Here is a 25,470-nt window from a genome sequence, read left to right as displayed (position 1 = left end):
GCGGTTGCTATCATTGAGCCCGTGCACCTCGAGTTCATCGGCGCCGCCAGGACCGTCACCGGATCCATGCACCTCCTGAGGACGCGTGACGCGACCATCCTGCTCGACTGTGGCCTCTACCAGGGCCGCCGCGCCGAGTCGTTCGAGCGCAACCGCCACCTCCCTCTCCCCATCCACGCAATCGACGCCGTCGTCCTCTCCCACGCGCACATCGATCACTCCGGCGCCCTGCCGATCCTCGTGAAGAACGGCTATGAAGGCCCGATCTACGCGACCCCGGCGACGCGCGATCTCGCGGCCGTGATGCTGCGCGACGCCGCCGCGATCCAGGTCTCCGACGCGCGCTACCTCAACCGCCGCGCCGAGAAGCAGGGGAGCGACGAGCCGCGCGTCGAGCCGCTCTACGAAGACGACGACGCTGTCGAGGCGATCTCCCGCCTGGTCGCCGCGCCCTACCACCACCCGATCGAGATCGCGCCGGGCGTGCGGCTCACCTTCCTCGACGCGGGCCACGTGCTCGGCAGCGCCGTCTCGCTGCTCGACGTCGTGGAGGGCGACGCCCACAGGCGCGTCGCCTACACGGGCGATCTCGGCCGCTACGAGCGCCCGATCCTGCGCGATCCCGAGGTCGCCGAGCGCGCGGACGTGCTCGTCTGCGAGAGCACCTACGGCGATCGCCTGCACGAGGCGACCGACGAGCTCGACGAGGATCTCGCGCGCGTCGTCCGGCGGACCTCCGAGCGGGGCGGCAAGCTCTACATCCCCACGTTCGCGCTCGAGCGCGCGCAGGAGGTGATCTTCGCGCTCAAGAAGCTCCGCCGGAACGGCCGCATCCCGCGGCTGCCGGTCTACGTCGACTCGCCGCTCACGGTGAAGCTCACCGACGTCTTCCGGCTCCACCCCGAGTGCTTCGACGTCGAGACGCGCGCGCTCCTCCGCGGCTCAGGATCACCCTTCGATTTCGAGGATCTTCGCTACGTCGAGGACGTCGCGGGCTCGAAGGCGATCGACGCCGAGCCCGAGCCCTCGATCGTCATCGCGGCGAGCGGCATGTGCGAGGCGGGGAGGATCCTCCACCACCTGAAGGCCGGGATCGAGGACCCGAAGAACACGATCCTCATCGTCGGCTATCAGGCGCAGCACACGCTCGGGCGGCGGCTCGTGGAGGGACGATCGCGGGTGAGGATCTTCGGCGTGGAGCGGGACCGTCGGGCCGAGGTCGTGGTCCTGAACGGCTTCAGCGCGCACGCCGATCAGGGCGACCTGCTCCGCTACGCGGACCGCTGCCGCGAGCGCGGCCCGCTCGGCAAGATCGCGCTCGTCCACGGCGAGCCGCGGGCGCAGGAGGTCCTCGCGAGGATGCTCCGCGCGCGCGGGCACGGCGAGGTCGTGATCCCGGCGCCCGGTGAGCTCCTGGAGATCGTCTGAGCGGTCGTGGCTGGTGATCGTGGGCGTCGGCCCCCGCCCCGACCGCCTCGACGTTGCCGGTCACCTGCTCGAGCCCATGGGGCTCTCGAGGCAGGGCGTGGCCGACGAGCACCACCCGGCTCCATGCGTGTCCGAGCTCGCCGCCCCGGAGCGCCTCGGCGAGCCGATGGTGGACATCGGCTGAAGAGGTTCATGCGGCTCACGAGGAGGTGATGCGGCGCTCTCTGCGCAGCGCTCACCGGGCGCGCTCCGCGGGCCGGCTGCGTCCGCCCGAGCGCCTGCGTGGCCGTCGCTGACCAGGTCGACGCGCTCATCATGAAGATGCAGCTCGATGTGAACAGCGAGACGGCGACCTGTTCCGCGCCTCGAACGCCGCGGTTTCAGATCGCCGTCTGGTACCGCTCCGGGTCTCGCCACGTACTTCAGTAGGCCCCCTTCGGATCGAGGCCCAGCATGTGCTGGCCTACCATGGTGGACACGGCGTCCCAGTTGAGCGTGATGTGCTGGGCGATCGCATTGCCGTCTCGCCACATGCGCTGGATGGGTTGACCGAGCGCCAGGCTGCTGCCACCGACGCACGAGAACAGCGACTGAATGGCGGCGTGCGACAGCTTCGCCGCGTAGGCGTGGCCTCGCCGGTTGCGGATGCGCTTCTCGACGCTCACGGACCTCCCCTGGGCCGCGGTCAGCTCCACCTCGGTGATGTCGCGGTCGAGGACGAGCCTCGCCGCGTCCACGGCGGCGGCGGCGTCGGCCAGACGCGACTGGACGTGAGCGAACTGGCTCAGGAGCGCCCCCGCGCCTCCGATGCCGCCGCGCGTGACGCGGTTCTCACAGAGATCGATGAAGGCGTCGATGGCGCCTTGGGCGGTACCCAGGAGCGGGGCCACGAGGCAGACGGGGATCGCCGAGAGGAAGGAGATGCTGTAGATGCGGTTGGGGTTCACCGCGGCCCCGGGAGGCGCACCGGACGCGGCCTCCGCGAAGGTGAGCTTCCGATGACCCGGGACGAAGGTCGGCTTGTCGATGACCACTGTCTTGGACCCGGTGCCAGCTTGCGCCGCGACGTACCAGTCGTCCTCGATCGACCAGTCGGAGCGGGGCGCGAGCAAGAAGCCGGCGCCGGGGGCGGCGTCGCTCTCCTTCGGGAACTGGACGCCCAGCATGGCCCATTGTGAGTTGTCGATGTTCGAGGCGAAGCGCCACTTGCCCTGGATCAGGTACCCGCCATCCACCGCCTGCGCTGAGGTGATGGGCGAGTAGGAGCCGCACAGGATGGCCCGGGGACTTTCCCTCCACACGTCGTCCTGCGCCTGCGCCGGGAACAATCCGAGCAGCCACTGGTGGATGGCCCCGAGCGAGCACGCCCAGGCGGACGAGGTGCAGCCCCGCCCGATCTCGCTGATCACGTCGAGCAGCGCGGTGAAGCCGTACTCATAGCCGCCGTAGCGGGCCGGTTGCATCAGCCGGAAGAAGCCGGCGCGATGGAAGAGCTGGTTCGTCTCCTCCGAGACGCGGCGCTCGATCTCCGTCTGCTGGGCCCGCTCGCGGAGGCGAGGGACGAGCTCGCGCGCAGTGGAGACCAGGCTCTCCAACGACGGCGCGTCGGGGGCGGGGCTCATCCGACCGGGGGCCTTCATGGCAACGGTTCTGATCGAGGAGTGTTCGAGATTCATAAGTTATGCCTCGCGGGGCGAAGATTGGCCGGCTGGCGCGACCCGATCGGCGCGGCCAGGGGCACGCGCGTCGGCGCGACGAATCGGGCCGACATCGAAGCGAACACGAAGAGCGCTGACGACCTCGCCCCTGCAGCCAGCCCAGCGGCTGCAGGGACGGCCGCACGCGCGGCTGTCGTGGCAGGGCGGAGCCGACGGCGCACGCGCTGCGCCCTCCGGGGCCTCGGGGGGAACCGGCATGGCCGACGGCGGCGCGGATCGCCGCGAGGCGGGACGCCGCGCCGGCGCCGCCACGCTTAGGATCACGTCCAGAGTATGCGAGGATGCCCGCGACGGCGCCAGATGGCGCCCTGGAACGGCCGCGTTCGAGGAGTGGAACGTTGAGGGAGCCCGATGATCTGTCCGGTCTGTCGATCTTCGTGCGCATCGTCGAGGAAGGCTCGCTCAGCGCGGCCGGCCGGGCGCTCGGGCTGCCCAAGGCGACCCTCAGCCGCAACCTCGCGCTGCTGGAGAAGAGGCTCGGCGCGCCGCTGCTGATCCGCTCCACGCGCGCGCTCAGCCTGACGGATACGGGCAGGCGCTTCTTCGACAAGGTCCAGCCCATCGTCCGAGAGGCGCAGCAGGCGACCGCCGAGGTCAAGAGCCTCCATGCGGCTCCCTCCGGGCTGCTGCGCGTCACCGCGCCCGTCGCCTATGGCCAGGCGGCGATCGCGCCCCGCCTGCTCTCGTTCATGAGGCGTTATCCGGCGGTCCGCATCGACCTGCACCTCCATGACGGGCGCGTCAACCTGGTCAACGGCGGCTACGACCTGGCCATCCGGATGGGGGCGATCGAGGACAGCGAGCTGATCAGCCACAAGCTGGCCGACGTCACCATGGTCATCGTCGCCTCGCCGAGCTGGCTGGAGCAGCACGGCATGCCCCAAAGGCCCGCCGACCTCGCCCAGCACGCCGCCGTCGTCACGCGGCCGGATATCGTCCAGTGGAGGGTCGGCGGGGAGACCGTGCGCGTCTCCTGGCGCATGAGCACCGGCAACATGATCGTCACGCGGGACGCCGCGAGGGCCGGGCTGGGCATCGCCTTCGTGCCCGAATTCCTCGTGTTGCGTGACCTGGAAGGAGGAACGCTCGTACGCCTGCTCCCCGACGTCGAGCTGCCGGTGATTCAGGCGACCGCGCTGTACACCCGCGCCGCCAGCCAATCGGTGGCGCTGCGCGCCTTGCTCGACGACCTCCTCGCCAGCCGACCCATCGAGGTCGACGCCGCGCCGTCGTGACCCTGCCCGGGCGCGGGTGATATCCCCCTCTGCTGCGACATGCGATGTCGGTACACCGGCCTTGTATCAGGTGGGGTGAAGACGAACGAGCCGGCGCCGTTCAGAACCTATCTGCCAGCGTGAGCTGCGGGTGCTGCGCCGGGAAGAGCACCGGGACGAGCCGGGCGGCGTCTCCTGTGAGCCGGAGCTCCCCCGCGTCGCACACCTCCAGCGGCGCGTCCGAGCCGAGGAGGAGCCGCGCCACAGCCCAGCCGCCGCGGACCGCGCTGCGCGCCGCCGCGGCGCTCCGCCCGTCGACGACCTCGACGCGGCCGCGGTCGAGGCGGAGCGTCGCCGTCTCCTCGGGGCTCTCGAGGGTGAGCGCGCCGCGGTAGCCCGCGAGCTCCGACGCGGCGAGCCGGGCCGAGAGCTCCGGCGCCATCGCCGCGAGGCACCCCGGGAGGTCGACGACCCGGACCATCGCGGCGCCGCTTTCCGCATACCGCTGCTCGTGGCGGCTGTTCAGCCTCCGGAGCCGCGCGGCGAGCGCCGAGCGGTAGGGGAGCGTGTCGAAGCGGAGCTCGGGGAGCGCCTTCCGCCGGCAGAGGGCCCCGAGCGCCGAGAGCGCCGCGTCCGGCGCGCCGGTCGCCTCGGCGCACACGAGCCGGCTCCTGCCCGCCTGGACGACGACATGCCCTTCGGGACGCTCGCGATCCGCGCCCCAGCACCAGGCCTCGACGTCCTTGCGCATGCCGCTCCACGAGCGCAGAAAGGTCGGCCGCACCGCCGTGCCGGTGAGGCCGGCGTTCCACCGGTTGTGCAGCCGCACGAGCGCCCGCGTGGGCGCCGCCGGGATCCGGCGCAGGCCGCGCAGCCGAGGCAGCGCGGCCGGGAGATCGGCGAGCTTCACGCGCCACCGCGACTCGGGCCAGGCCGGCACATAGCCGAACCGGTGGTAGAAGTCGTCGATCCCGAACAGGATCGAGAGGTGATAGCCGCGGGCGCGCATGCGGTCGAGGCTGTGCGGAGCCGTGCGGGCCATGAGCCCTTTCCCGCGGTGGGCCGCCTCGGTGGCCACCGCACCGATGCCGCCGCAGCGCACCTCCGCCCGACCGATCCGCATCCGGTAACCCCACACGCCCCAGTGGGTGACCATCGCGTCACCGAGGAACCCGATGACCGAGGCGTCCCAGTCATAGTGGCTGTGGTTCACGTACCAGGCGGCGCAGTCGGCGCGGAAGCTCGCGTAATTGCCAAAGGTGCGCGCCGCGATCTCGATCACCGCCGTCGCGTCGGCGACCGGAGCGGGGGAGCGGACGGTGAGGGACGGAGTCTTCAGGAGCGTACCCGCCATCGGTAGGAGCGGTTCGCCCACGGCGTGCGATCGAGCATGCGTCCCTCGTATCCGGACCCCGCCGACCCTGTCCAAGTTTCTGATGCAGCGGCGCTACCAACCCTTCTCCGGGGACGTGGATCACATCGGAGAGCTCAGAACAACCCGATCGGCCCCGGCGACCACGGGAACTCCACCGCCTCGCCGACCGCGGGCGGCGCGACGCGGCGGAGCCTCCCGTCGCGCCACGCCAGGAGGACGAGCCCTGGATCCTCGAGCGGCGCGCCCAGGTCGACCTCGAGCCGCACCGGCCTCCCGTCCGCGACCTCGGCGACCCGGATCGTGGCGCCGCACTGGCCGACCTCGTAGCCCGCTGCGATCGGCGAGGACGGCGCGCGGTAGAGCGTCTCGAACGCCCCGGTCAGCATCGTCCCGTCGACGCGCCCCAGGGAGAACGAGGACGGGCCTGTGCGCGTGAGGCGGTGGGTGCCCTTGTTCATCGAGAGGATCGACCAGCAGGAGAACGAATCGGGCGACTCCAGGGCGCGGATCGCCTGAGGGTACATGGCTGCCATGGGATCCGAGGCGGCCGCGATGAAGACCCGCTTGCGGGGCGGCGCGTCGATCTCCGCGGTGCGGGCGATGTCCTCGAGCTTGCGCGCGATATCGACGCTCGACGAGGTGGCGGCGAGGAACAGGAGCGGCGCGATCCCGAGGTGCACGGCGGCGAGGAACCCGGCGCCGGCGCGGCGGGGCCATGACGCGGCCCCGGGCGAGGGGGCGCGGCGCAGCCCGCGCAGGACGACGACGGCGAGGAGCGGCGCGATCCCGAGGCCCGGCATCAGCAGCAGGCGCGACCCGGGGAAGCCCCCGAGGCTCGTGAAGAACGCGAGGAGCGCCCCGGGGACGAGCCAGCGCAAGGCGGCCCGCTCGCGCTCGGGGACCGCGGGGAGGCAAGCGCGGTAGAGGAGGGCGACGCCGGCGGCCGCCGCGAGCCCGACCGCGATGAAGGGGAGCTTGGGGAGCGGGACGGAGAGATCCGCGGGCACGGCCACGAGGGCGCCGCCGATCAGGATGGGCAGCCGCTCCGCGGCGGCGGCCACGAAGGCGAGCGGGCTCGTGAGCGGGTCGATATACCCGCCGGTGTGCGCGGCGCCGCCGCCGAACGCCTTGTACGCGGCGAAGTACACGAGGAGGCCGAGCACCGGGAGCACGCCGGCAACCCGGGCGCGAAAGCCATCTTCGCGGCCCGGCGGCACGGGACCGGCGAGCTGATAGGTGATCCAGTACGCCGCCCCGCCGAGCGCCGCCTCGCCGCCGAGGAGCCCGATCCCGAGCCCGAGCGGGCCCAGGTACAGCCCGGGCCGCCACCCTTCCTCGCGGTAGCGGAGGTACGCAAGGAGCCCGAGCGCCACCGGGAGCGCCGCGAGCAGCATGTGCTGGCACGCGATCCAGCCGACCGGGTGAACGTGATTCCCGCTGATCGCGAAGATCAGCGTGGCGAGCGCCGCGGTCGCGCCCGGGAGCACCCGCAGGAACAGCCTGCCTGCGGCCGCGACCAGGGCGACGTAGAGCCCGATCGAGACAAGGTGGTACCCGAGCGGGGCGTCGCCGAAGACAGCGCGCTCCAGCGTGAGCAGCGCGCTCGCCAGGGGGCGGACAAGGTGGATCCTGAGCCCCGGATCGGTCCACCACGGCAGCCCGGAGATGGAGACGGCAGCCCGTGTCTCCTCCGGGGCGCCGGGGAAGAAGTTGTAGAGATCGTACCAGGGAGGCGAGCCGGGGATCAGCTTCGCGAGGTAGCAGAACAGGATGTAGTCATCGGCATAGAAGGCGATCGCCACCGTGGGCAGCGCCAGGGCGAGCGCGAGGAGCAAGACAGCCGTGAAGAAGCGAGGGTGGCTGAGCCACCGCGCCAAGCGATCGGAAGGATCCTGTTTCATTCGGGCGCACAACGTAGGGTAGGTCGCGCGCGCCGTGTAGAGCCCCTGGAAACAGCGCATCCGGGCGGGTGAGGGCGAGGCCCGTGGCCGTGTCCGGACGGCGTCAGCGCGTCTCGGCGGCGGCGCCGCGGATGAGCTGCAGGAGGTCGCGCCGCATCTCGCCGCTCACCGTGTGGCCGACGCCAGGGTAGCTCACCAGCCTCGCCTTGACGCCGCGCCCATCGAGCGCCGCGATCGCGTCGCGCGTCGGGCCGATCGGGATGCGCCGGTCGTCCTCGCCGTGCAGCGCGACGAGCGCTGGAGCCGCCGCGCCTGCGCCGGGCAGCACCGCCGACGGGACCCAGCCGCCCATGGGGAAGGCGGCGCCGACCACGCGCGGGTGGTGAAGCGCGAGCGCGAACGTGAGCGCGCCGCCCTGGGAAAAGCCGGTCACGATGGCCTTTCCCCGCGTCGGCCGCTCGGCGGCCACCCGCTCGATGGTCGCCGCGAGCGCGGCGGCCGCGCGCAAGATGCCCTGTCCGACCTCATCGCTCGCGAGCGCCTGCTGGAGCGGAAACCACGAGTAGCCGCCGCCGTACGGCGTGAGCCCGCGCGGCACGATGAGGCGCGCCTTGACGTCGGCGCCCGACAGCAGACCCGCGAACGACTCGGGCCTGTCGCCGAGCCCGTGAATCGCGACGACGAGGGGGAGCGCCTCGCTCCGGTCCGCGCCGCCCGTGATCTCTTCGAGGTACTCGACCGCGGCGGCGGGGACCGCCGCGCTCGCGGCTTGCGCGGCGGGAGGCGCCTGCTGCTCGGTGCCCGCAGCGCCGCCCCCGGGCGGGGCTGCCCGTCGCTCGCACGCGGCGAGCGAGACGAGCGACGCGAGCGCCAGCGCAGACCAGGCGTAGCAGCGGCGGCGAGAGGGGCGCATCGCGCAGATGCTCGCTGAACCCGCTGCTCGGCAGCAACAGCGAAGTTCCCGCGGCGGCGACACAGCACCGCCTCGTCAGGAGTGGCCAGCCATCGAGATCTCCTGCGATGGCCGGCATGCATGGGAGATCACACACACGAGCAAGGAGAGTTTTGGGTGCCGTTGGATTTGTCTGCTCCAGGGCGATCGTCGCGCACCTGCCCATGGACCGAGATTTTTTTTGGTTGTTAGTAAAGTGTATTTCCTACATAACTGGATCTCGCTGCTTGGCTTAGAGCGAACGAAACCTCTTGTCGCCAGGCAGCCGATGGTCGGCGCGTCGCGTCGTTGCTCCGCGTCGCCCTGCTTCAGCAGGGCGCCTCGTGGCACCCGGCGCTGCGCCCACCGTCGGCTGCCTGGTGCAGTCCGGGTTCGTTCGGAGCCTTTCTTCAGGAGAGGTCGGCGACCTCACTGGCTTATCGATTGACCACCTCGTCGCGCTGGCGGCGGGGTGTGTCTCCTGCGTACACAATCGATCTGCTCATCAGGAGAGCTCGATGATCTCACTGGCTTGTCGATTGACCGCCTTCCCGCGGTGGCGGCGGCTGCTGCTGGGCGCGGGGTTGAGCGTCGCCGCGCTCCTGCTCTCGGGGTGTACGGGCGCCGTGGGTGATCCGCGGGAGGGCGACGGGGATGGCGTCGTTCCCGGCGGGCCGACCGGGCCGACTGGGCCGACCGGGCCCGAGGTCGCAGAGCGCAGCATGTTTCCGCGCCTGACCCACGCGCAGTGGGAGAACACGGTGCGCGACCTCCTGCGCCTCGACGACCGGCCTGGCCTCTCGGCGTCGTTCACGAGCGACCCGCTCGGCGGCGTGTTCGACAACAACGAGGCTGCGCTCCTCGTGACGCCGGGCCTCTGGGGCGATTACCAGCGCGCCGCCGAGGAGCTCGCGGCGATGGTGACCGCCGACCCGGGCAAGCTCGGTCGGATCGCGCCCGCGGATCTGCCGGAGGCGCCGGAGGCGCGGGCGCAGGCGTTCGTCGAGCGGTTCGGCGAGCGGGCGTTCCGGCGCCCGCTCACGGACGAGGAGCGGGACGCGCACGTCGCGCTGTTCCACCGCGGCGAGGAGCTCTTCGAGGGCGAAGACCCGTTCACCGCGGGCGCCCGCGCGGCGCTCGAGGCGTTCCTGCAGTCCCCCCATTTCCTCTACCGCGTCGAGGTCGGCGCCGGGCCGGCGGAGGGCGGGCTCATCCCGCTCGGCGGACACGAGATCGCGACCAAGCTCGCTTACACCCTGTGGAACACGATGCCCTCCGACGCGCTCCTCGAGGCGGCGAAGGCGGGCGAGCTCTCGACCCGCGAGGCCGTCCGCGCCTACGCCGAGGGGATGCTCGACGACCCGCGCGCCCGCGAGGTCGTCGGCGCGTTCCACCGGCAGCTCTACGACTACGAGCTGTACCACGACCTCAACAAGGACCAGGCGCTCTACCCCGAGTTCGTCCCCGAGATGGGCGACGACATGCAGCGCGAGGCGGAGCTCTTCGTGGATCACGTCGTCTTCGACGAGGAGGGCGGGCTGGCCGACCTGCTCACCGCGCGCACCGCGTTCGTGAACGATCACCTCGCCGCGGTCTACGGCGTCGAGGGGGACTTCTCGGACGAGTTCGAGCGGGTGGAGCTCGACGAGGCCGAGCGCTCGGGGCTGCTCACGCGCCTCGGCTTCCTCGCGGCCAAGGCGACGGCGCGGCAGCCGGACTCGATCCACCGCGGCGTCTTCGTGAACCTGAGGATCCTCTGCGCCTCGCTGCCGCCGCCGCCCGACGACGCGACCTCGCTGCCGCCGGGCGAGCTCGCGACCAACCGCGAGCGCGTCGAGGCGCACACGGGCAAGGGGACGTGCGGCGCGTCGTGCCACGGGGCGCTCATCAACCCCGCCGGGTTCGCCTTCGAGCACTACGACGCGATCGGCAAGTACCGCACGACCGACAACGGCGCGCCGGTCAACTCCGCGGACGCCTACACGCTCGGCGGCCAGCCGAGGAGCTACGCGGACGCGGTCGAGTTCAGCCAGCTGCTCGCCGAGAGCAGCGAGGCGCACGGGTGCTACGCGGAGCGCTGGCTCGAGTTCACCCACGGCCGCGGCGCGCGCGCGGAGGACCGGGCGCTCGTCGAGGAGCTCGGCGAGGCGTCGCGCGGCGGCGCCTCGACCAAGGAGCTCATCGTCCGGATCGTCTCCTCCACTCCCTTCCTCGCTCGCGTTCCCGCGGAGGCGCCATGATCACCCGACGACGTGTGCTTCGAGGCCTGTTCGGCGTCACGGTGGCGCTCCCGTTCCTGGAGACCTTCGCGCCGCGGCGCGCCTCGGCCGGGACGGGGGACGCGCCGCCCTTCGCGATCTTCATGCGCCAGGCCAACGGCGTCGCGCAGCAGGTCGGCGATGAGCCGGAGATGTTCTGGCCCAGCGCGCCGGGCCCGCTGACCGCCGAGTCGATGGCCGCGGAGGCCGATCGGGCGGTCAGCGAGCTCAAGGACTACGCGAGCCAGCTGATCCTGGTGCGCGGCGTCCGCTTCGCGTTCCCGGGCAACGGGTGCGGCCACTCCGGCGGCGGCAACCAGTGCCTGACGGCCGCGCGGGTGTCGGAGGATCCGGCGGGCAACGAGTCGCTGGCGATGGGCGAGTCGATCGACAACCGCATCGCGACCGAGCTCAACCCGGCGGGCGTCGAGCCGCTGACGCTCTACGCGGGCAGGAAGTCCGGTTACATCAACGAGGTGCTCTCGTACCGCGGGCCGAAGCAGCTGCGCGCCGCCGAGCGCGACCCGTACAAGGCGTACCAGAAGCTCTTCGGGCTCGCCGAGGTGGACGCCGCGGCCGCGAAGGCGCTGGCCGCGCGCCGCGCCAGCGTGAACGACCTGGTCCGGGAGCAGATGCAGGCGCTGATGCGCCGGAAGGACCTCAGCCAGGGCGACCGCGAGCGGCTGCAGCTCCACTTCGACAGCATCCGCGACCTCGAGGTCGGGCTCGCCTGCGCGCTCCCGCCGGAGCGGATCGCGGAGATGGAGGCGATCTCCCCGGACGTCGGCAGATCCGAGAACGTGGAGACCGTCGCCCGCATGCAGATGGACATCATCGCGCTCGCGATGGCGTGCGGCGCGACGCGCGCGGCGACCCTGCAGGTCGGCGACGGCAACGACGGGACCGAGTACACGATCCACGGCGTGCGGCAGAAGAGCTACCACAAGATCTCCCACCGCATCGACGGCGACGGCGAGGTCGGCCCGCCGATCGAGGGCGCGCAGGAGCTGCACCACCAGATCGACCGCATCCACGCGCGGATCTTCAAGCACCTGCTCGACAGGCTCTCGTCGTACGATCTCGGCTCGGGGACGCTCCTCGACCGCGGCGTGGCCGTGTGGCTCAACGACAACGCCGACAAGTACCACTCCTACTCGAGGGTCCCGTACATCCTCGCCGGCGGCGCCGCGGGCTACCTGAAGACCGGCCAGTTCATCGACCAGCGGGTCACCATCAACAAGCTGCTCAACACGATCGGCGCGGCCGTCGGCTGCACGAACGGCCAGGGCGGCCCGCTCGACGACTTCGGCGACGAGAGCCTCGAAGGCGGGCTAGTCGACACAATCGTCGCCTGAGAGAGGAGCTCGCCCGCAGCGGGCGAGCTCCGCCGGCGCCTGGATAACTCGGGGACGGGGCGGGGAAGGGCGGGTCAGCCGAGGAGCTCGACCGCGACCTCGATGGTGGCCTTCTCGCCGCTCGGGCCGCGGAGCACGTCGACCTTCACCTTGTCGCCCGGCTTCTTGCCGTCGAGCGCCTGGTACAGCCCGTCGTAGTCCGTGACGGGCGTGCCGTCGATCCCGACGATGACGTCGCCCAGGACGAGCCCGCGGTCGCCCTCGGAGAGGCCGCGCATGCCCGCCTTGTCGGCGGGGCCGCCCGGGACGACGGTCATGATGATGAGGCCGCGGATGCCGTTGCGCCGCTCGAGGCGGCGGGACTGATCGAGCTGGATGCCGAGGCCGACCTGCTCGGCCTTCCCGGTCCGGATGATCTGCGGGACGATCCGCGCGATCGTCGTCGACGGCACGGCGAAGCCGATGCCGGCGGAGCTGCCGCTCTTCGAGAAGATCATCGTGTTCATCCCGATGAGGTGCCCGCTCGAGTCGAGCAGCGGGCCGCCGGAGTTGCCGGGGTTGATCGCGGCGTCCGTCTGGATCATGTCGCGGATGGTGACCTCGCCCACGCCCTGGACCTGGCGGCCGAGCGCGCTGATGATGCCGGTCGTCAGCGTGTGATCGAGGCCGAACGGGTTGCCGATCGCGATCGCCTTCTGCCCGACCTCGAGCGGCTCGCGCAGGGGCGCGACCTGGATCGGCTTCAGCATGTCCTTGGGGGCGTCGATCCTGATGACCGCGATGTCCTTGCGCGGCTCGACGCCGACGAGCTTCGCCGGGAACGTCTTCTCCCCCTGGAGCCGGACGACGAGCGACTGCGCTCCGGCCACGACGTGGTAGTTCGTGACGATGTGCCCGTCGGCGTCCCAGACGAAGCCCGAGCCCGAGCCCGCGGGCACCTCGACGGCCGTCCCCCAGAAGCGGTCCACCACGAGCCGCTGCTGCGTCACGAACACCGTCGAGGGCGCGACGTCGCGGAACACGGCGATCGAGTTGCGCTCGTCCTCGATGAGCGCGCCCTTCGAGGGCGGGACGGGCGGCGGCGTCGTGTCGATCGTCGCCGACGCCGCCGGCGCGTCGGGGACCTTCGTCGCGTCGGGCGACGGGCCGCTGGGGCCGGGCTTCCCCTTGCATCCAGCGGAGGCGGCGAGCGCGGCGACGACGAGGACGGCAGGGAGTCGAGCGTGGCTGCGGTGGCGCATGCGGCGCAATCTAGCTTGCTATCGGCAAGGCGTCTCCCCCGCGGCGCGCCGTCGGCCTGCGCGGTGGCGCGGCAGTCTGCCGCGCGCAACGAATGCGCGCGAACTGCCGCGCGCAACGAATGCGCGCGAACCGACGCGTGAACCGACGCGCAGGACGGCCGCGCTCCGGCGTCGGCGCACGTCGGCGTCGGAGCCGATCCTGGGATGCAAAAGGGCGAAGTTGCGGTAGAGGTGGCCTTGACGGATGAAGCCCATGACGCCCTCAGCAACGAAATTCCAGACGACCCCCCCTGTCGCGAAGGAGCCCGTCAAGGTGCTCCTGCTCGAGAACATCCATCAGAGCGCGCACGAGCTGTTCCGGTCGCGATCGTTCGAGATCGAGACGCGGAGCTCCGCGCTGAAGGAAGACGAGCTCATCGCCGCGCTCGCTGGCGTGGACATGCTCGGCATCCGGAGCAAGACGCACGTCACCGCGCGCGTGCTGGAGAAGGCGGACAAGCTGCTCTCCATCGGGTGCTTCTGCATCGGCACGAACCAGGTCGACCTCGACGCGGCGAACCGGCGCGGGGTGCCGGTGTTCAACGCGCCGTTCAGCAACACGCGCAGCGTCGCCGAGATGATCATCGCCGAGTCCATCATGCTGGCCCGGCAGCTCGGGGACAGGTCGCGCGAGGTGCACGCGGGCACCTGGAAGAAGGTCTCGAAGGCCTGCTACGAGATCCGCGGCAAGACCATCGGCCTCATCGGCTACGGCCACATCGGCCAGCAGCTCGGCGTGCTCGCCGAGGCGATGGGGATGCGCGTGGTCTACTTCGACATCGCCCAGAAGCTCCCGATGGGCAACAACCGCGCGCTGCCGACGCTGGAGGCGCTGCTCGCCGAGTCGGATTTCGTCTCGCTCCACGTGCCGGCCACGCCGGAGACGCGGAACATGATCGGCGCCGCCGAGCTCGCGCACATGCGCAAGGGCGCGTACCTGCTCAACGCGAGCCGCGGCTCGGTCGTCGTGATCCCGGCGCTGGCCGAGGCGCTGAAGAGCGGCCACCTCGCGGGCGCGGCGATCGACGTCTACCCGGAGGAGCCGGAGTCGAACTCTGACGGCTTCCTGACCGAGCTGCAGAAGCTCCCGAACGTGATCCTGACGCCGCACATCGGCGGCTCGACCGAGGAGGCGCAGGAGGCGATCGGCCGCGAGGTGTCGCGCGCGCTGACGCAGCTCGTGACCACCGGGGCGACGACGGGCGCGGTGAACTTCCCGAACGTCGAGCTCCCGCCGCTCAAGGCCACGCACCGCATCCTCAACGTCCACCGCAACGTGCCCGGCGTGCTCCGCGACGTGAACCGCATCGTGTCGGACGTGAACGCCAACATCGACAGCCAGGTCCTGTCGACCGACGCCAACATCGGTTACCTCATCATGGACCTGTCGCAGGACGTGTCCGCCGAGGTGAGCCGGCGTATCGGGGCGCTGGAGACGAGCATCCGCACCCGCGTGCTCTACTGAAGCCGCGCCGGGCCGGGGCGCCGCCGCGCCCCGGCCGGAGTCCCCGGCCCCGAGAGGTGCCCCGCCTTGTCGCCACCGTTCACGATCCAGCCGGGGCCGCGGCCGCAGATCCGGATCGAGGAGGTCGCCAAGCGCGCTCGCGTCTCGCCCGCGACCGTCAGCCGCGTGGTGAACGGCAGGGGCAAGTACAGCGCGGAGACCCGGGAGCGCGTGCTGGCCGCGATCGACGAGCTCGGCTACGTGCCGAACACCGCCGCCAGGAGCCTCGCGCAGGGGAAGACGGGCGTCCTCGGCCTGCTCCTGCCGAACGCCAGCACCGAGTTCATCTCCAGCCTCGTGCGGGCCATCGCCGCCTCGGCGGCCGAGGCGGGTTATGACGTGCTGCTCTCCGTGAGGCCGGAGGCGCCGGCGCGGCGCCTCGTCGGGCGGCACAACACGGACGGGGTGCTGATCTTCGGCCACTACGTCCACGAGGCCGATCTCCAGCAGCTGGTCCACCAGAAGTGCCCGGCGGTGCTCATGTACCAGTCGTCGCCCGCGGACGCCCCGCTGCCCAGCGTGATCATCAAGAACGCCTCCGGCGCGCGCGCCATCGTGGGGCACCTGATCGAGGCGCACGCCCGGCGCCGGATCGCCTTCCTCCACGGCGTCCCCGAGAGCGAGGACTCGACGACGCGCGCGGAGGGGTACCGGGAGGCGCTGGCCGAGCACGGCATCGCCGTGGATCCGCGCCTGATGCGCCGCGGCTTCGACGCGCGGGAGGCGCGGGCCGCGACGCTCGCGTGGGTGCGCGAGGGGGCCGACCTCGACGCGATCTTCGCGTGGTGCGACCACGCCGCGGCCGGCGCGATGGAGGCGCTGCGCGCCGCGGGCAAGCGCGTGCCCGTGGAGGTCTCCGTCGTCGGCTTCGACGACGCGCCGTCGGCGCGCCACCTCGAGCCCGCGCTCACGACCGTCCGCGCGCCGACGGACGGGGTGGGCTACCGCGCGGTGCAGGCGCTGGTGGACCTCATCCAGACGGGCAGGGCCGAGCGGAGGATCGAGCTGCCGACAGAGCTGATCGTCCGGCGGTCGTGCGGCTGCGATCTCTGAACCCGACGAGGATCCGCGATCGGTCGATCGAATTTCCGGAGAGATTCACAGGGAGGCGGGGAGACGGGGAGTAAAATCCCATCGATCTCCCCGTCTCCCCGCCTCCCTGTTCAATTTCTTTTTCTCGCTAAAATGCCAATAAAACGAGGGGATTTGGCAGGCTTCGACGTCGAGCGCCGCGATGGACCCCGCCGCGGGGACAGCGCTCATTCATTCCAGACCGGGACGCTGACGCGCTCTCCGGCGCTGCGCCGCGCGGCCGGGTCGTCGCCCGCGAAGACGACGGTGAACACGACGAACGCGGCCCACAGCGCCGCGAGGTGGTAGATCATCGCGACGCCGCCCGCGGCCTGGTAAATGGCGCTCGACGCCGGCGGGCCGAGGAGCATCCCGGCGGCGTAGAAGACGTTGTAGAGCGAGTTCGCGCGGCTGTAGTCGCGCGGCGCGGTGACGACGCCCTGGAGCGCCAGGCTGAGCGGCGATATCGACGCGAGCGTCGCCCCCGCGACGAACACGGCCACGCACATCGCGTCGTAACGATCGAGGTACACGAAGCCGAGGATCATCAGCGTGCCGATCGTGCCGAGCACGCGCATGAGCAGGAGGTGGCCGCGGCGGTCGCCGATCCGGCCAAAGACGTTGGTGAAGAGGAGCATGCCCACCGCGAAGTAGGCGGGGATCTGGATCGTCTGATCGCGCGTGACCCCCTTCTCCGCCATCAGGTAGAGCGGGAGGAACAGCACGACCGACGCCTGGAAATAGCCGTAGGCGAAGGTCGCGAAGCACGCGGTCTTGATGCGCGCGAGGATCGAGGCGGAGGACGCCGAGGGCTCCGCCCCGCTCGCCGCGCCGGCCTTCCCGTGGGCCTCGGACATGCCCGGCAGGTCGCGGTCGAGGCGCGCGAGCACGAGGACGGCCGAGATCAGCGAGATCACGCACGAGAGGAGGAACGCCGCGGGCATCGAGGAGAGCGCGACGATGTGCGGCGCGCAGAGCGGCCCGAGGACGTAGCCGAGCGCCATCGAGACGGCGTAGAGGCTCGTGACGAACGCCTTGTTGTCCTTGTCCGACCGGGCGAGCAGGATCGTCTCGCAGCTCACCCAGATGCCGACCGAGCAGGCCCCGTCGAGGAAGCGCACAGCGGCGATGGCGGCGAAGCTCGGCAGGAAGGGGAAGGCGCCGACCGCCCCCGCGTACCCGACCAGCGCGAGCACCAGCGTGGCCTTCGCCGAGAACCGGCGGATGAGCGTGTCCATCGGCAGCGAGAGCAGGACGATGCCGAGCGCGAAGCACGACGCGAGCAGGCCGATGTCGGTCTTGGTGAACCCGCGCGCATCGAGGAAGACGGCCGTGAGCGAGATGGCGATGCCGTACGCGAGGCCGAGGAGGAATATCGCGCCAAAGACGAGCCAGATGTTGCGATCAGGGATGCGGCGGAGCATGAGCGCCCGCCAGGTTCGATCGGTCGCTCCGCCGTGTCAAACGGGTACGTGCGTCAGGAAACGCGCCTCGCCGGCGGTCGCGCCGCGCACGCCCGCGAGCGCCGCGCGGCCGCGGGGGCGCGAGGGCGTCAGCGCAGGAACTCGAGGAGGAGCTGATTGACCTTCTCCGGCCTGTCGTAATGCACGAAGTGGCTCGCGTCGGGGATGCGGGCGACTCGGGCGTTCGGGACCAGCCGCGGATCCGGCGCGGCGAGCTCGGAGCCGAGATAGCGATCGTGCTCGCCCCAGATCACCTGCACCGGGAGGTCGATGCGGGGCTGCCTACCGAGCTCGCCAAGGCCGCCCGGACGGAAGAGGGCCCGGTAGTAGTTGATCATCGCCGTGAGCGCGCCGGGCTGCGACCACGCCTTCACGTAATGGGCGACATCCTCGTCGCTCACCGCGCCCGGGCGCCGCGGGTCGTCCTTCACCGCCGCGCGGAGCCACGCGAAATCGTCCTTCTGCGCGGCGAGCTCCGGGAGCTTCGGGAGCTGGAAGAAGAACATGTACCAGCTCTTGCGGAGCTGCCGCGCCGTGCGGAACCCGGCGAACAGCCGCTCGGGGTGCGGGCAGTTGAGGACGACCAGCCGCTCGAGGAGCGCCGGATACCGCGCCGCGAACCCCCAGGCGACGCCGCCGCCCCAGTCGTGGCCGACGACCGCGGCGGCGCGCTCCGCGCCGGAAGCCTGGATCAGCGCGGCCACGTCCGCGGTGAGCTCGGCGATCGCGTACGCGGCGACGCCCTCGGGCTTGTCCGAGAGGTTGTAGCCGCGCATGTCGGGCGCGATCACGCGGTAACCCGCCTCGACCAGCGCGGATATCTGGTGGCGCCACGAGTACCAGATCTCGGGAAAGCCGTGGAGGAGCACGACGAGCGGCCCGTCGCCCGCCTCGACGTAGTGGAGGCGCACGCCGCCGTGCTCGGTGAACCGGTGCGAGAGCTTGGATTCGTCGAGGGTCATCGTCTCTCCTTGTCTCCTTGCGCTGATTCCGTCGAACGGCCGCCGGCGCTCTGCCGCGCGGTCACGGGTTGAATCGCTGGTTGGTTGCTACATGGGGGTCCGGGGGCGCGGCGAGCGAGGCGAGGGGCGCGCGGGAGGCGCTCAGACGTCGATGATCTTGCCCGGGTTCATGAGGTTCAGCGGATCGAGCGCCCGCTTGATCGACCGCATGATCGCGAGCTCCTCGGCCGAGCGCGAGTAGGGCAGGTAATCCTTCTTGAGCAGGCCGATGCCGTGCTCGGCGGAGATGCTGCCGTGGTACTTCTTCACGAGCGAGAAGATGGCGTGATCCGCCTCGTGGGTGCGCTTCAGGAACTCCTCGCGCGTGAGGTCGTCGGGCTTCATCACGTTGATGTGGAGATTGCCGTCGCCGATGTGGCCGAAGAGCGCGATCTCCCACCCTGGATAGCGGGCCTCGAAGAGGCTCTCGAGCTCGGAGCAGAAGCCCTCGAGCTCCTGGATGGGGAGGGACACGTCGTTCTTGTGCGGCAGCCCGGTCGCCGACAGGCTCTCGCTGATCCCTTCGCGGAGCGCCCAGAGCTCGGCGGCCTGCGCGCCGTGCTGCGCGAGCGTGCCGTCGGTGACGAGCTCGCGCTCGAACAGCGAGGTGATCCACGCCTCGAGCGCCTCGGGCTCGCCGCGCTCGACCTCGATGAGCACGTAGTAGTCCGACGGCGCGGAGAGCGGCACGCGCACGTTCCGGTGGCGGCGCAGGCGCGCCTGGCATTTCTCGGTGAAGAACTCGTAGGCCATCACCACGAACGGCCCCGTCCGGGCCTCGCGGAAGAGCGCGAGCACGCCGGCGAGGTCGGGCACCGCGAACAGGAACACGTTGAGCGCCTCGGGCACCCGCGTGAGCTTGAGCGTCGCCTCGGTGATGATGCCGAGCGTGCCCTCGCTGCCGATGAACAGCTGGCGCAGGTCGATCCCCGTGTTGTTCTTCTCGAGCGCGCCGTTCAGCTCGAGCACGGCGCCGCTCGCGGTGACGACGGTGAGCCCGAGGACCCACTGGCGCGTCAGGCCGTAGCGGATGACCTTCACGCCCCCGGCGTTCGTGGCGATGTTGCCGCCGACCTGGCTCGACCCCTTCGAGGCGAAGTCGACAGGCCAGGTGAGGCCGTGCGGCGCGACGTGCTGGTGCACCGCCTCGGTCACCGCGCCGGCCTCGACGCGCACGCTCGCGCCGAGCACGTCGACGGGGCCCATCTTGCGCATCCGATCGAGCGACACGACGAGCTCGCCCCTGGCCGCCACGGCGCCGGCGGCGAGCCCCGTGCGGCCGCCGGAGGGCACGACCGGGACGCGGTGCTCGGAGCAGAGGCGGAGCAGCCGCGAGACCTCGTCGGTGGAGCGCGGGAGCGCGAGGGCCGAGGGCCTGGGCTCGTGGACCTTGGTCCAGTCGCGGCCGAACGTCGCGAGGTCGGCGGCGTCCGTCGAGAGGAAATCCGCGGGGAGCTCACGCTGGACGGCCTCGAGGAAGGGGCCGGGGAGGCCGGTAAGTGGGGTCATGGCTGGGTCGGTAGTGCGGCGCGGCGGCGAGGGCAAGCGGGCTGCGCGGTCCTCGCGGGTCAGCCGGCGCCCCGGGATCTCGCCGCTGCTCTGTGGACCGCCGAGAACCGCGGAGATCAGCCGGGCCTCTGGATGGCCTTCAGGAGCTGCGCGGCGAACGCCGGATCCTTGGCCATCTTGCGGGTGCCAAAGCGCCTGAGCCGCAAGAGGCCGGCCTGCGGCAGATCGAGGCCGTCGGGCGGGCGTGGGGTGCGGCGGCCTGTGCCAGCCAGCAACCGCGCGTAGTCCTCGGCCCGGATGGGCCCGTTTCCGTGCTCGATTCGCGCGACATAGGCGGCGTCGTAGGCGTGCAGCAGATCCATCTCGCCCCGGCTCGTCGCCTCGTCGATGGCGGCGGCGTACCGGCGATCGAGCGCTGTCCAGTCGGCCTCGGTGAGCCGGCGGGCTTCGAGGATCTGCGCGCGCGAGCCCGGCTCTTGATCCATCTCCGCTGCGATCGCCGCGCACTCGTCGAGAGAGACATCGACCGCGGGCTGCTCTGGCTCGCTGGCCGGCGCCTCCGGAGGCACGCTGGCAGCAGGAGGTGGCGTGGCGGGCGGTGAGGCCTCGATCTCCGGTTCCGGCGGCGGGTCGCGATACGGCGCGTCGCTCGCCTCGATCGGCGCGACGAGCGGCGGAGGCGGCAAGGGGGAGAGGACCGCGGCCGGCTGGAACGGAAGCGGGATCGGGCTGGGCAGGAGCGGCGCGATGACCGTGCCGGTGCCGTCCGTGAGCCCAAGCGGGGAGGTCTCCGCGGGATCGGCGCAGGCGACGGGCGCGGCGTGCGCCGGGGCGCGCGGCGCGTCGTGGACTTCTGCGGAACGTGATGCGTCCACGAAGAACGGCATCACCGGACCTTGGGGCGCCAGCGACACGGCCACGGTCCTTATCGCGTCCTCGTCGTCGTCGCTCGGCGGATACGTCTCAGCGCTGTTCGGCACGGCGCGGCTGGCGGCCCGCTCCGCCTCGGGCTCCTCCAGGGTCATGGACGACAGAGGTCGCACCGTCCTGCAGATCGCGCTGCTCGCCACGATCTACTTCGAGCGCGGGCACAGCCTCGAGAAGCGCCGGGCCGTGGCGGCCTGCTTCGAGGAGTACCGCGCCATGGTGGGCGGCCATCTGCGGTGGGCTCACCCTGGGGCGAAAGGGTTCGACCGCCTCGACGGCCCCGCCACGCGCGACCCGGCGAAGTGGCTCGTGGATCCAGGCCTGAACGAAATGCGGGGCTGGGAGTTCCTCTGGCATGGCGGCGCAACCGACGAGGAGGCGAACCATTTCAGGATCGGCGCGCTGGGCTCGCGAAAGTGGGAGAGCGATAGGCATGGATCGCTCAGCTACTTCTCGTTCGCGCTGCCCATCACATGGTTCGCCGATCGTGAGGGTGGCTTCCCGAGCCTGCTCTTCCGTTTCTGTGAGAGGATCCAGCCCGTCCACGGCTATGGCGGTTTCGGCCTCGTCCAGTCCCCGAACCGCTTCCTCAACCAGCTGCACGAGAAGACGGTGTATGCGCTTGCGATGCGGCACCCGGGGCTGGAGATCGATTACCCGATCACGCACAGCCTGTGGCTGCGGGACGGCATCAAGGGCGTCAACTGGCTGACGATCCTCGGCGAGCGATGGCTCGCAGCGCTGGGAGGCCGGTCGGCGCTGGGGCAGGCGCTCGGCGGCACCGCCGAGCTGCGCGAACTGCAGGGCGGAGCCCTCGTCATGGCCGGCCCGCATCCGGAGCTCGGGGATACGAACCGGGCGCTGTACCCCGTCTCGTATGGGCCCGTGTCGAGGGCGCTGAAGCCGATCCGGGTGAAGACGCACCCGCGCGTCCACTCGATGGGGCCGTTCGGCAAGGAGGAGTTCGAGGCGTGGCTCGCTCGGCTCGATGGCGACCGGCAGGACGCGGGGCAGAGGAGCGGCGGGCACGGCACGAGCCTGCCCCCGCGGTGACCGCAGCGCGAGGCGGCGTTCACGCAGCCGTTGCCCGACGAACGCGGAGCCGGCGCCTCCCTCGTTGCGGCGCCGCGCCCGACAGGGCACCGTGACAGGAGGCATGGAGAAGGCACACGGCGTGGACGGGGACGCGGGCGCCCGCGGCGCGCTCGATGTCGTCATGGCTGGGGGCGTGCCTACGGCACGCGGCGGCTGGAGCCGTGACGGGCGCGCGGCTCTGCTCGCGGCGCTCGCCCTGACGCTGGCCACGTGCGACCGCGCCGCCGTCGGCGCCCCGCGCGATGGCAACGGCGCGGGCAGCGCCGGGGGCGCGGGTGCTGGCGAGCTTGGCGAGGATGGCGCCGCCCGTGCCAGCGTCGCGACCAGCAGCGGGGCTTCCGGCGGCGGCGGCGAGGGCGGCGGCAGCGAGGGCGGCACCGGTGGCGACGGCGAGGGCGGCACCGGTGGCGAGGATGCCGGCGCCGCCAGCAGCGAGGGCAGCGCGCCGAGCTGGCAGCCGGTCGAGACGGACTGGTGCTCGGCAGGGTGGATCGGCCTGGACGACCACACCTGCTTCCATGTGCCGGAGACCGCGCCTCGAGGCGCGCCGATCCTTTATGTGCTGCACGGGGCCATGGCGCCCGACTCGCTGCCCGTGGACCTCCAGGCCACCGCCGCGGAGGCCGCCGGGGCGCTCGGCGCCGTCGCCGTGTTCCCGCGCGGGAGACCCGGACTCTGCACCTGGGATCCGTCCGTGGAGACCTACCCCTGCTGGCCGACGCGCCGCGAGACCGTCGACGCCGCGGCGCCCGCCCTGCTCGAAGAGTGGATGCGCGCAGAGGCGCTGCTGGCGCGGATCCTCGGCGGTACGTTCGGCAGGCGTTATGTCATGGGATTCTCCAACGGCGGTTATTTCGCGAGCTACGTGGCGCTCGAAGGCCTCGTCGCCGTCGACGGCGCGGCGCTCGTCGGCGCGGGGCGCATGGTCATCGAGGAGCACCTGTTCTCCGAGGAGAGGCCGCCGATCTTCATCGCCGTCGGCGAGCTCGAGCTCGCCTCCACCATCGCGAGCGCCGAGAACCTCGCCGACGTGCTGACCCAGCACGGCTGGGAGCACGAGCTCGTTGTGCACCCGGGGCGCGGCCACGAGATCCACGCCGACGACTTCTCTCGAGCCTGGGAGACCTGGGTCGCCGCGCCCTGAGCTGCCGCGCGCCGCCGCCGCGCTCGCCCGGCGGAGGATCAGGCCGATTCGACAGGACCCCTGACGCTCCCGACGCGGGATGCCCGGAGCGTCCTTTTTGAGCACTCTTGCGTACACGAGCGCAGGGGAGATGGGCTGAGCGCGCCGGGCGGGGCGGCGCGGATCGCCTGAGGACGGCGAACGCATCTGCGGTGTTGTCGCCCCTTGTCTCACGTTGTCGGCGCGGAGGCTCGACATCGTCGGAGACACCTCGTCGACGCGCGCTGCGCCGAGAAATCCGCAGCGCGCGAAAGGCGTGTTATTGCCGGAGCCGCCGCGTCGCGAGAGGCGCTCGCGGCGGGCGCCGAGTGTGCCTGGGAGCGCCTTCTCTGCGCAGTGATCGGGCGCGAGGGGACGCGCAGGATCACCGCGGGGTCGTGCGCTGTTTAGGAATGTCGGTTTGTCGTTGCCTCGCGCCCGCGGCGCGCACCCTCGGGCGGCAGGCTCTGCACACCAGCTCTCGGGCATGAGCGCTGCTCTCTCCGCAACCCGACTGGCGCGACGGTCTTGCAGACGTCGCGGGCCGGGCAAGGAGGAGAAATGGTCGAGCTGTTGAATACCAGGTTGATGTGCGTCGCGATGGCGATGGCGGCGCTGACCACCGGGTGCGCGGTGGGCGCGGGCGAGGCGGACGTCGACGAGAGTGATGCGGACGAGGCCGTGACGGTGGAGGAGGCCTCCCAGGCGCTGTGCGGGGCGCGGAGCTGCGGGGCCCCCGGGGGTTTCGAACAGGGCTGGGGCTGGCCCAACGGGACCTTGGGCTTCCCCAACGGGAACTGGAGCTTCCCGAGCTGCGGCAACGGGAGCTTCGTCGGCGGGAACCCCTGGGTTAACCCGGGCTGGAGCAACTGGGGCAACTTCGCGAACAGGCCTTGCGGCTGGAACAGCCCCTGGGGCGGCTTCAGGGCGCCGTGCGGCAGGCCCGGCTGGGGCGGCGGCGGCTGCGGCAGGTTCTAGCCCGCTGGCCCGGAGGCCATCCGCGGCGACGACGGCGAGCGCGGGCCCTGGACCGGCGCGCGACAGGCCCTCCGAACACGAGGGACCCCTTGCGCGCCCGGCGCCCGAGCGGCGGGTCGTCTGATGTGTCGCCCGGGGGAGTGACCGGGGTCCTGGCCTCCAGGAGCTTCGCGCTTGCCGCAAGCGCCTGGAGGCCAGGCGCCCCGGGTCTCCGGATCGGTGACGGCCGTGCAGCTGACGGCCACGTTCCCGGGCCCCCCACCTGTCGCATTTTAGGACATCGCCGCCTGGCACGCGCACCTGGGTCTGGCGGCTCAGCCGCTGCCCAGCCCGTTACACACCTCGGCGCAGATCACGCGCCGAGGCGCCGTGCCTGCGCTTGCGCCAGGCCTGGCAGCCCTCGTCGGATGGCGGATCGCTTCTTGCTCCATCCGGAGCGCGCCGGTGCGCCGGCGTCCTCGAGGAATGCCGGCCATGATGTCTTTTGCGACACCCGTCTCGCGTTACATGACCTGTGAAGTCATCGCGGCGTCCGACATGACGCCGCTGCCAGAGGTGCACCGCACGCTGGGCGAGCGCGCGATCTCCTGCGTTCCGATCCTGGACGCGGCGTCGCGCGCGATCGGCGTGCTGTCGCGCACCGACCTGCTCCGGCTCGGCAGGTTCGAGACGAAGACGAACAGCCGAGGGATGCTGCTCACCTTGCCCGATGTGCCCGCGCGCGCCGTCCTGCGCCCCGGGATCATCACCGTCGGGCGCGCGACGCTGGTCGTGCAGGCGGCGAGCGTGCTGCTGAAGCACCGTATCCATCGCGTGTTCGTCCGCGAGGACGAGGCCTTGACCGGCGTGTTCAGCACCAAGGATCTCCTGCTCTCCCTGGTCGAGGCGCGGGACCCGACGCCGATCGCCGGGCTCATGTCGGCGCCCGCGTACACGATCCCGCTCGACGCGCCGCTCGCGCTCGCCGCCGACCGGCTGACGACGGCGCAGGTGAGCGGGCTCGTCGTGGTGGATCCCGGCGGGTGGCCGGTGGGGATGTTCACGCAGACCGAGGCGCTGCTCGCGCACGGCGTGCTCTCCGATTCACCGGTCGAGGACGTGATGAGCCCGGCCATGGTCTGCCTCGACGTCCGGACGCCGCTCCACCGCGCCGCGGCCGCCGCGCACGCGGCGCAGGCGCGGCGCGTGCTCGTGGTGCAGGGGCGGCGGCTCCGCGGCGTGCTGACGGGGCTGGACTTCGCGCGCGCCGTCGCAGGGACGGGCGTGATCACCATGGCCGCGAGGTCCAGGGCGGGATAAC

At 71.6% G+C, this 25,470-nt stretch carries 20 protein-coding genes; 11 read left to right on the top strand and 9 right to left on the bottom strand.

The window, feature by feature from the left end:
* The first annotated feature begins 21 nt into the window (after positions 1-21).
* Positions 22-1,428, top strand: a complete 1,407-nt coding sequence (locus WMF44_RS22575) for an MBL fold metallo-hydrolase RNA specificity domain-containing protein (protein ID WP_437301173.1) — start codon at positions 22-24, stop codon at positions 1,426-1,428.
* A 19-nt stretch (positions 1,429-1,447) separates the two neighbouring features.
* Entirely contained in the window at positions 1,448-1,612 is a 165-nt protein-coding gene (locus tag WMF44_RS22570) for a hypothetical protein (RefSeq protein WP_437301172.1), read from the top strand.
* A gap of 238 nt (positions 1,613-1,850) precedes the next feature.
* On the opposite strand, the gene WMF44_RS22565 is transcribed toward WMF44_RS22570, so the two are convergent.
* On the bottom strand, positions 1,851-3,104 hold the full coding sequence (locus WMF44_RS22565; RefSeq protein WP_437301171.1) for an acyl-CoA dehydrogenase family protein: 1,254 nt from the start codon (positions 3,102-3,104) through the stop codon (positions 1,851-1,853).
* Between the two features lie 380 nt (positions 3,105-3,484).
* Here WMF44_RS22565 and WMF44_RS22560 point away from each other — a divergent pair, with 380 nt between their 5' ends.
* Positions 3,485-4,381 carry a LysR family transcriptional regulator gene (locus WMF44_RS22560; protein ID WP_437301170.1) on the top strand — a complete coding sequence of 299 codons (897 nt, stop codon included), beginning with the start codon at positions 3,485-3,487 and terminating at the stop codon, positions 4,379-4,381.
* 100 nt (positions 4,382-4,481) lie between these two features.
* Here WMF44_RS22560 and WMF44_RS22555 read toward each other — a convergent pair whose 3' ends face one another.
* The 3 genes from WMF44_RS22555 to WMF44_RS22545 all read right to left on the bottom strand — a co-directional run bounded on the left by WMF44_RS22555 (position 4,482) and on the right by WMF44_RS22545 (position 8,549).
* Positions 4,482-5,714 carry a GNAT family N-acetyltransferase gene (locus WMF44_RS22555; protein WP_437301169.1) on the bottom strand — a complete coding sequence of 411 codons (1,233 nt, stop codon included), beginning with the start codon at positions 5,712-5,714 and terminating at the stop codon, positions 4,482-4,484.
* 134 nt (positions 5,715-5,848) lie between these two features.
* A complete protein-coding gene (locus WMF44_RS22550; protein WP_437301168.1) occupies positions 5,849-7,636 on the bottom strand; it encodes a hypothetical protein in 1,788 nt (595 codons plus the stop codon).
* A gap of 103 nt (positions 7,637-7,739) precedes the next feature.
* On the bottom strand, positions 7,740-8,549 hold the full coding sequence (locus WMF44_RS22545; RefSeq protein WP_437301167.1) for an alpha/beta hydrolase: 810 nt from the start codon (positions 8,547-8,549) through the stop codon (positions 7,740-7,742).
* Positions 8,550-9,085: 536 nt separating this feature from the next.
* On the opposite strand from WMF44_RS22545, the gene WMF44_RS22540 reads away from it, so the two are divergent.
* Both WMF44_RS22540 and WMF44_RS22535 read left to right on the top strand, forming a co-directional pair.
* On the top strand, positions 9,086-10,807 hold the full coding sequence (locus WMF44_RS22540; RefSeq protein ID WP_437301166.1) for a DUF1592 domain-containing protein: 1,722 nt from the start codon (positions 9,086-9,088) through the stop codon (positions 10,805-10,807).
* A complete protein-coding gene (locus WMF44_RS22535) occupies positions 10,804-12,180 on the top strand; it encodes a DUF1552 domain-containing protein (protein WP_437301165.1) in 1,377 nt (458 codons plus the stop codon). The genes WMF44_RS22540 and WMF44_RS22535 overlap by 4 nt, the downstream gene beginning before the upstream one ends.
* 74 nt (positions 12,181-12,254) lie before the next feature.
* On the opposite strand, the gene WMF44_RS22530 is transcribed toward WMF44_RS22535, so the two are convergent.
* Entirely contained in the window at positions 12,255-13,421 is a 1,167-nt protein-coding gene (locus WMF44_RS22530) for a S1C family serine protease (protein WP_437301164.1), read from the bottom strand.
* 244 nt (positions 13,422-13,665) lie between these two features.
* Here WMF44_RS22530 and serA point away from each other — a divergent pair, with 244 nt between their 5' ends.
* Positions 13,666-14,925 carry a phosphoglycerate dehydrogenase gene (serA, locus tag WMF44_RS22525; RefSeq protein ID WP_437301163.1) on the top strand — a complete coding sequence of 420 codons (1,260 nt, stop codon included), beginning with the start codon at positions 13,666-13,668 and terminating at the stop codon, positions 14,923-14,925.
* A gap of 66 nt (positions 14,926-14,991) precedes the next feature.
* The gene (locus tag WMF44_RS22520) at positions 14,992-16,017 is read left to right on the top strand and encodes a LacI family DNA-binding transcriptional regulator (RefSeq protein WP_437301162.1); all 1,026 of its coding nucleotides are present in this window, start codon (positions 14,992-14,994) and stop codon (positions 16,015-16,017) included.
* Between the two features lie 206 nt (positions 16,018-16,223).
* Here the strand turns inward: WMF44_RS22520 and WMF44_RS22515 are convergent, their stop codons facing one another.
* From WMF44_RS22515 to WMF44_RS22500, 4 genes are all read right to left on the bottom strand, one after another.
* Positions 16,224-17,459: an MFS transporter gene (locus WMF44_RS22515; protein ID WP_437301161.1), complete on the bottom strand. Its 1,236-nt coding sequence runs from the start codon at positions 17,457-17,459 to the stop codon at positions 16,224-16,226.
* Between the two features lie 128 nt (positions 17,460-17,587).
* Positions 17,588-18,460, bottom strand: a complete 873-nt coding sequence (locus WMF44_RS22510; protein WP_437301160.1) for an alpha/beta fold hydrolase — start codon at positions 18,458-18,460, stop codon at positions 17,588-17,590.
* Positions 18,461-18,601: 141 nt separating this feature from the next.
* Entirely contained in the window at positions 18,602-20,008 is a 1,407-nt protein-coding gene (locus tag WMF44_RS22505) for an FAD-binding oxidoreductase (RefSeq protein WP_437301159.1), read from the bottom strand.
* 116 nt (positions 20,009-20,124) lie between these two features.
* The gene (locus WMF44_RS22500) at positions 20,125-21,033 is read right to left on the bottom strand and encodes a hypothetical protein (protein ID WP_437301158.1); all 909 of its coding nucleotides are present in this window, start codon (positions 21,031-21,033) and stop codon (positions 20,125-20,127) included.
* Between WMF44_RS22500 and WMF44_RS22495 the strand changes: the two genes are divergently transcribed.
* The 4 genes from WMF44_RS22495 (at position 21,032) to WMF44_RS22480 (ending at position 25,469) form a co-directional block, all read left to right on the top strand.
* Positions 21,032-21,988 carry a DUF3396 domain-containing protein gene (locus WMF44_RS22495; RefSeq protein ID WP_437301157.1) on the top strand — a complete coding sequence of 319 codons (957 nt, stop codon included), beginning with the start codon at positions 21,032-21,034 and terminating at the stop codon, positions 21,986-21,988. The genes WMF44_RS22500 and WMF44_RS22495 overlap by 2 nt on opposite strands.
* Positions 21,989-22,091: 103 nt before the next feature.
* On the top strand, positions 22,092-23,174 hold the full coding sequence (locus WMF44_RS22490) for an alpha/beta hydrolase (RefSeq protein WP_437301156.1): 1,083 nt from the start codon (positions 22,092-22,094) through the stop codon (positions 23,172-23,174).
* 579 nt (positions 23,175-23,753) lie between these two features.
* The gene (locus WMF44_RS22485) at positions 23,754-24,170 is read left to right on the top strand and encodes a hypothetical protein (RefSeq protein WP_437301155.1); all 417 of its coding nucleotides are present in this window, start codon (positions 23,754-23,756) and stop codon (positions 24,168-24,170) included.
* Between the two features lie 474 nt (positions 24,171-24,644).
* Positions 24,645-25,469 (top strand): CBS domain-containing protein, encoded by an 825-nt coding sequence (locus WMF44_RS22480; protein ID WP_437301154.1) that lies wholly within the window; start codon positions 24,645-24,647, stop codon positions 25,467-25,469.
* The last annotated feature ends 1 nt before the right edge of the window (position 25,470 follow it).

The organism is Sorangium sp. So ce426, assembly GCF_051475585.1.
GTDB lineage: Bacteria > Myxococcota_A > Polyangia > Polyangiales > Polyangiaceae > Sorangium > Sorangium cellulosum_B.
This window is presented reverse-complemented; position numbering and strand designations above follow the sequence as displayed.